The organism is Bacillus sp. N6, from assembly GCF_052805735.1.
The window spans coordinates 1-7,500 of the sequence record NZ_CM127843.1; the positions used below are offsets into that span (position 1 = coordinate 1).

At 35.4% G+C, this 7,500-nt stretch carries 6 protein-coding genes (1 of these 6 only partly in view); all 6 read left to right on the forward strand.

Translation table 11 applies throughout. The features are described from left to right. On the forward strand, positions 1 to 1,341 hold the full coding sequence (gene dnaA / locus ACUXVC_RS00005; protein WP_000428028.1) for a chromosomal replication initiator protein DnaA: 1,341 nt from the start codon (positions 1 to 3) through the stop codon (positions 1,339 to 1,341). A gap of 178 nt (positions 1,342 to 1,519) precedes the next feature. After that, positions 1,520 to 2,665 carry a DNA polymerase III subunit beta gene (dnaN, locus tag ACUXVC_RS00010; RefSeq protein WP_001212886.1) on the forward strand — a complete coding sequence of 382 codons (1,146 nt, stop codon included), beginning with the start codon at positions 1,520 to 1,522 and terminating at the stop codon, positions 2,663 to 2,665. Positions 2,666 to 2,792: 127 nt separating this feature from the next. Continuing rightward, the gene (gene yaaA / locus ACUXVC_RS00015) at positions 2,793 to 3,005 is read left to right on the forward strand and encodes a S4 domain-containing protein YaaA (RefSeq protein ID WP_000680510.1); all 213 of its coding nucleotides are present in this window, start codon (positions 2,793 to 2,795) and stop codon (positions 3,003 to 3,005) included. A gap of 12 nt (positions 3,006 to 3,017) precedes the next feature. Beyond that, a complete protein-coding gene (gene recF, locus ACUXVC_RS00020; protein ID WP_000470755.1) occupies positions 3,018 to 4,145 on the forward strand; it encodes a DNA replication/repair protein RecF in 1,128 nt (375 codons plus the stop codon). A 39-nt stretch (positions 4,146 to 4,184) separates the two neighbouring features. Next, the gene (gene gyrB / locus ACUXVC_RS00025; RefSeq protein WP_000435980.1) at positions 4,185 to 6,107 is read left to right on the forward strand and encodes a DNA topoisomerase (ATP-hydrolyzing) subunit B; all 1,923 of its coding nucleotides are present in this window, start codon (positions 4,185 to 4,187) and stop codon (positions 6,105 to 6,107) included. Between the two features lie 88 nt (positions 6,108 to 6,195). Further along, positions 6,196 to 7,500: the 5' portion of a DNA gyrase subunit A gene (gene gyrA, locus ACUXVC_RS00030; protein WP_095689920.1), read on the forward strand. The gene runs 1,167 nt beyond the window's last position; only the first 1,305 of its 2,472 coding nucleotides appear in the window; its start codon is at positions 6,196 to 6,198; its stop codon lies beyond the right edge, outside the window.

Consider the following 7,500-nt stretch of genomic DNA (forward strand, 5'->3'; position numbering starts at 1 on the left):
TTGGAAAATATCTCTGATTTATGGAATAGTGCCTTAAAAGAATTAGAAAAAAAGGTAAGCAAGCCTAGTTATGAAACATGGTTAAAATCAACAACGGCTCATAACTTGAAGAAAGACGTATTAACGATTACAGCTCCAAATGAATTTGCTCGTGACTGGCTAGAATCTCATTACTCAGAACTTATTTCGGAAACACTATACGATTTAACAGGGGCAAAATTAGCAATTCGCTTTATTATTCCCCAAAGTCAATCGGAAGAGGACATTGATCTTCCTCCAGTTAAGCGGAATCCAGCACAAGATGATTCAGCTCATTTACCACAGAGCATGTTAAATCCAAAATATACATTTGATACATTTGTTATCGGCTCTGGTAACCGTTTTGCCCATGCAGCTTCATTAGCTGTAGCCGAGGCGCCAGCTAAAGCGTATAATCCACTCTTTATTTATGGGGGAGTTGGGCTTGGAAAGACGCATTTAATGCACGCAATTGGTCATTATGTAATTGAACATAATCCAAATGCAAAAGTTGTATATTTATCATCAGAAAAATTCACGAATGAATTTATTAACTCTATTCGTGATAATAAAGCTGTTGATTTTCGTAATAAATATCGCAACGTAGATGTTTTATTGATAGATGATATTCAATTTCTTGCTGGAAAAGAACAAACTCAAGAAGAGTTTTTCCATACATTTAATGCATTACACGAAGAAAGTAAACAAATTGTAATTTCTAGTGATCGACCACCAAAAGAAATTCCAACTTTAGAAGATCGTCTTCGTTCTCGCTTTGAATGGGGACTTATTACAGATATTACGCCGCCAGATTTAGAGACACGAATTGCAATTTTACGCAAAAAGGCAAAAGCTGAAGGGCTTGATATACCAAATGAAGTTATGCTTTATATCGCAAATCAAATTGATTCAAATATTCGTGAATTAGAAGGTGCACTTATCCGAGTTGTAGCTTATTCATCTTTAATTAATAAAGATATTAATGCTGATTTAGCAGCTGAAGCACTTAAAGATATTATTCCAAATTCTAAGCCGAAAATTATCTCTATTTATGATATTCAAAAAGCTGTCGGAGACGTTTATCAAGTAAAATTAGAAGATTTTAAAGCGAAAAAACGCACAAAATCAGTTGCGTTTCCTCGCCAAATTGCAATGTATTTATCACGCGAACTTACGGATTCCTCTTTACCAAAAATAGGTGAAGAATTTGGTGGACGTGATCATACAACAGTTATCCATGCCCATGAAAAAATTTCTAAACTACTAAAAACCGATACGCAATTACAAAAGCAAGTTGAAGAAATTAATGGTATTTTAAAGTAGTAGCTGAATAGTGTGAATAACTTACCTTGTTTTACGCACAGTCTATCCACATGTAGATAGACTGTTTTTACATCCTTCAAAGGGGTTATCCACATATCCACAAGCCCTATTACTATTACTACTATTTTTTATCTTTATTAATTAAATAAAATCTTATACTTACCGGAGGTTTTTCTTTATGCGTTTTACAATACAAAAAGACTATCTTGTAAGAGGTGTACAAGATGTAATGAAGGCAGTTTCTTCTCGTACAACAATCCCTATCCTTACGGGAATTAAAGTTGTAGCTACTGAAGAAGGGGTTACATTAACAGGAAGCGATGCTGATATTTCTATTGAATCGTTTATTCCAGTCGAAGAAAATGGAAAAGAAATCGTGGAAATAGCTCAATCAGGAAGCATTGTTTTACAAGCAAAATATTTTAGTGAGATTGTAAAAAAACTACCTAAAGATACTGTCGAAATTTCTGTGGAAAATCATTTTATGACAAAAATAAAATCTGGAAAATCAGAATTTAACTTAAATGGTTTAGATTCTGCAGAATATCCGTTATTACCACAGATTGAAGAACATCATGTATTTAAGATACCAACAGATTTACTTAAGCATATGATCAGACAAACTGTATTTGCAGTTTCTACTTCTGAAACAAGACCAATCTTGACAGGTGTAAACTGGAAGGTATATAACAGCGAGTTAACTTGTATTGCAACAGATAGTCATAGACTAGCACTTCGAAAAGCGAAAATCGAAGGACATAATATTGCAGATGAATTTCAAGCTAATGTTGTTATCCCAGGTAAGAGCTTAAATGAATTAAGTAAGATTCTAGATGAGTCTGAAGAAATGGTGGATATCGTTATTACGGAGTATCAAGTATTATTCCGTACAAAACATTTATTATTCTTCTCAAGATTGTTAGAAGGAAATTATCCAGATACAACACGTTTAATTCCAGCAGAGAGTAAAACGGATATTTTTGTGAATACAAAAGAATTCCTACAAGCAATTGATCGTGCTTCACTATTAGCGAGAGATGGGCGCAATAACGTTGTCAAATTATCAACTTTAGAGCAAGAAATGCTAGAGATTTCTTCGAATTCACCAGAAATCGGAAAAGTTGTCGAAGAAGTACAATGTGAAAAAGTAGATGGAGAAGAGTTAAAAATATCTTTTAGTGCAAAATATATGATGGATGCATTGAAAGCCTTGGATAGTACAGAGATTAAAGTTAGTTTTACTGGGGCGATGAGACCGTTCTTAATTCGTACAGTAAATGATGATTCAATTATTCAATTAATTTTACCAGTTCGTACTTACTAGGTAAGGAATAAGGGTTGCTAGTTTAAAGATGCTAGTGGCCCTTATTTGATTTTTGGGTATTACTTTCCTAATGTTAGTTTATTTAGTACAATGAAAGAATGAACACTTTCAGAAAGTGAGCGATTTTATGAAACATATTAAAATTTCAACAGAGTATATTACACTAGGACAATTTTTAAAGTTAGCTGATGTAATTGATACAGGTGGCGCTGTAAAATGGTTTTTACAAGAATATGAAGTGTACGTGAACAACGAACTTGAAAATAGAAGAGGTCGCAAACTATATGCGAATGATGTTATTGAAATTCCAGGAAGCGGAACTTTCCAAGTTCAGGCATAAAGGGGGAGCCCTTTGTTTATTTCAGAAATACAATTAAAAAACTATCGCAATTATGAAAAATTAGAGCTTTCCTTTGAAGATAAGGTAAATGTAATTATCGGCGAAAATGCACAAGGGAAAACAAACTTGATGGAAGCTATTTATGTTTTAGCGATGGCGAAATCTCATAGAACCTCTAATGATCGCGAACTTATCCGCTGGGATGAAGAGTTTGGTCAAATAAAAGGGAAATTACAAAAAAGAAACAGTTCTTTGTCTTTGGAATTAAATATTTCGAAAAAAGGTAAAAAGGCAAAATTAAATCAACTTGAACAACAAAAGTTAAGTCAATATATTGGCGTGATGAACGTTGTCATGTTTGCCCCAGAAGATTTAAATCTTGTAAAAGGAAGCCCTCAAGTAAGAAGACGCTTTTTAGATATGGAATTAGGACAAATAGCTCCTGTATATTTGTATGAATTAAGTCAATATCAAAAGGTGCTCACGCAACGAAATCACTTGTTGAAAAAAATGCAAGGGAATAGTAAGAATGAGGAAACGATGTTGGATGTATTTACCCTTCAATTAATTGAGCATGGTGCAAAAATACTGCAAAAACGTTTTGAATTTTTGCATTTGCTACAGGAATGGGCAGCTCCAATTCATCGCGGTATAAGCCGTGGATTAGAAGAGTTAGAAATTGTCTATAAACCAAGTGTAGATGTATCAGAATCAATGGATTTGTCGAAAATAAAAGAAGTATACTATGAAAGTTTTCAATCTGTGAAACAACGTGAAATTTTCCGTGGTACGACTTTAATTGGTCCTCATCGTGATGATTTACAATTCTTCGTTAATAGTAAAAATGTTCAAGTCTTTGGTTCGCAAGGACAACAACGAACGACCGCACTATCCCTAAAATTAGCTGAAATTGAATTAATTTATTCAGAGGTTAAAGAATATCCAATCCTTTTACTGGATGATGTTTTATCAGAATTAGACGATTATCGTCAATCACATCTGTTAAATACAATTCAAGGAAAGGTGCAAACATTTGTTACAACGACGAGTGTCGACGGAATTGAACACGAAACATTAAAAGATGCGAAAACAATTCATGTAACGAACGGCACGGTAGATTGTGAAATAGATAGGGCATAAACCCCTGTTTAAATGGAAAAGTAGGTGATCTTTGTGTCAATGGAACAAAAACAAATGCAAGAAAATGCATATGATGAAAGTCAGATACAGGTACTTGAAGGACTAGAGGCAGTTCGGAAACGTCCGGGTATGTACATTGGATCTACGAGTGGGAAGGGACTTCACCACCTTGTATGGGAGATTGTCGATAATAGTATCGATGAAGCGTTAGCAGGATATTGCGATGAAATTAACGTTAGTATCGAAGAAGATAATAGTATTCTTGTAACGGATAATGGACGTGGTATTCCAGTTGGTATACAAGAAAAAATGGGACGCCCTGCAGTAGAGGTTATTATGACTGTCCTCCACGCTGGTGGTAAATTTGGCGGTGGCGGTTATAAAGTTTCTGGTGGTTTGCACGGTGTTGGTGCATCTGTTGTAAATGCCTTATCAACAGAATTAGAAGTATTTGTACATCGTGATGGTAAAATCCATTACCAAAAATACGAAAGAGGTATTCCGGTTGCAGATTTAAAAGTCATCGGTGATACAGATAAGACTGGAACAATAACTCGCTTTAAACCGGATCCAGAAATTTTTAAAGAGACGACAGAATATGAATTCGATACGCTAGCGACTCGTATGCGTGAGTTGGCGTTTTTAAATCGTAATATTAAATTAACAATTGAAGATAAACGTGAACATAAGCAAAAGAAAGAGTTCCACTATGAAGGTGGAATTAAATCATATGTTGAACATTTAAATCGTTCAAAACAACCAATTCATGAAGAGCCTGTATATGTAGAAGGTTCAAAAGATGGTATTCAAGTTGAAGTTGCGCTTCAATATAACGAAGGATATACAAATCATATTTACTCATTTACAAATAATATTCATACGTATGAAGGTGGTACACATGAGGTAGGATTTAAAACTGCCTTAACACGTGTGATTAACGATTATGGTCGTAAAAATAACATTTTAAAAGATGCGGATAGTAATTTGACTGGTGAAGATGTTCGTGAAGGTTTAACAGCAATCGTGTCAATTAAACATCCAAATCCACAATTTGAAGGGCAAACGAAGACGAAACTTGGAAATAGTGAAGCGAGAACGATTACGGAGTCAGTATTCTCTGAGGCTTTTGAAAAATTCTTACTGGAAAATCCCAATGTTGCACGTAAGGTTGTAGATAAAGGGACGATGGCAGCACGTGCGCGTGTAGCAGCTAAAAAGGCTCGTGAGCTAACTCGCCGAAAGAGTGCTTTAGAAGTTTCAAGTTTACCAGGGAAATTGGCAGATTGTTCTTCTAAAGATCCAGCAATTAGTGAAATTTATATCGTAGAGGGTGACTCTGCGGGTGGATCTGCAAAACAAGGACGCGATCGTCATTTTCAAGCAATTTTACCGCTGAAGGGTAAAATTATTAATGTTGAAAAGGCACGCTTAGATAAGATTTTATCAAATGATGAAGTTCGTACAATTATTACGGCGATTGGTACAAATATTGGTGGGGACTTCGATATCGAAAAAGCACGCTATCATAAAGTTATTATTATGACCGATGCTGATGTTGATGGTGCGCATATTCGTACCCTATTATTAACGTTCTTCTATCGTTATATGCGTCAAATAATTGAGTGTGGATATATATATATCGCACAGCCACCTTTGTTTAAAGTGCAACAAGGTAAAAAAATTCAATATGCTTATAATGATAAAGAACTTGAAAAAATATTAGCTGAGTTACCAGCCCAGCCGAAACCAGGAATTCAACGTTATAAAGGTCTTGGAGAGATGAATCCAACTCAGCTATGGGAGACGACAATGGATCCAGAAGTACGTTCGTTACTTCAAGTTTCCCTTCAAGATGCAATAGAAGCAGATGAAACATTTGAAATTTTAATGGGTGATAAAGTGGAACCGCGTCGTAACTTTATCCAAGAGAATGCAAAATACGTGAAAAACCTTGATATTTAAATGAGTAATGACAGGAATCTAAGTATTCCTGTCTTCTACATATAAATCAATGTATGTGTAACGGAAATGTAAGAGGAGGTGCTCGTTGATGTCAGACAATCAACAACAAGCACGAATTCGAGAAATTAATATTAGTCATGAAATGCGTACCTCATTTTTAGATTACGCAATGAGTGTTATCGTATCTCGTGCATTACCAGATGTTCGTGATGGATTAAAACCTGTGCATCGTAGGGTTTTATATGCGATGAATGATTTAGGAATTACAGCTGATAAAGCGTATAAGAAATCAGCACGTATTGTCGGTGAAGTAATCGGTAAGTATCACCCTCATGGAGATTCAGCCGTTTATGAAACAATGGTACGTATGGCGCAAGATTTCAGTCAACGTTATATGCTTGTAGATGGGCATGGTAACTTCGGTTCTGTAGATGGAGATTCAGCAGCGGCAATGCGTTATACAGAGGCAAGAATGTCTAAGATTTCTATGGAATTAATACGTGATATTTCAAAAAATACAATTGATTACCAAGATAACTACGATGGTTCGGAAAGAGAGCCGATTGTATTACCAGCGCGTTTCCCTAATTTATTAGTAAACGGTACGACAGGTATTGCAGTTGGTATGGCAACAAATATTCCGCCGCATCAACTTGGCGAAGTAATTGATGGTGTTTTGGCATTAAGCCATAATCCAGATATCACTATCGCGGAATTAATGGAATATATTCCTGGTCCAGACTTCCCGACGGCAGGTTTAATTTTAGGAAGAAGTGGCATCCGTAGAGCTTATGAAACAGGACGAGGTTCTATTATGCTTCGTGCCAAAGTTGAAATTGAAGAGAAATCAAATGGTAAACAATCTATTATCGTAACGGAACTACCTTATCAAGTTAATAAGGCACGATTAATTGAAAAAATCGCAGAATTAGTTCGCGATAAGAAAATTGAAGGTATTACAGATTTACGTGATGAATCAGACCGAAATGGTATGCGTATTGTCATGGAAGTACGTCGTGACGCTAATGCAAACGTACTATTAAACAATCTATATAAACATACAGCACTTCAAACAAGTTTCGGTATTAATATGTTGTCTCTTGTAAATGGAGAGCCTCAAGTACTAAACTTAAAACAAAACTTATATCATTATTTGGAGCACCAGAAGGTAGTAATCCGTAGACGTACTGCTTATGAATTAGAAAAAGCAGAGGCACGTGCCCATATTTTAGAAGGATTACGAATTGCTTTAGATCATCTTGATGAAGTTATTACGTTAATTCGTAGTTCAAAAACGGCTGATATTGCAAAGCAAGGCTTAATGGAACGTTTCGGTTTAAGTGAGAAACAAGCGCAAGCGATTTTAGATATGCGTCTGCAACGCTTAACTGGA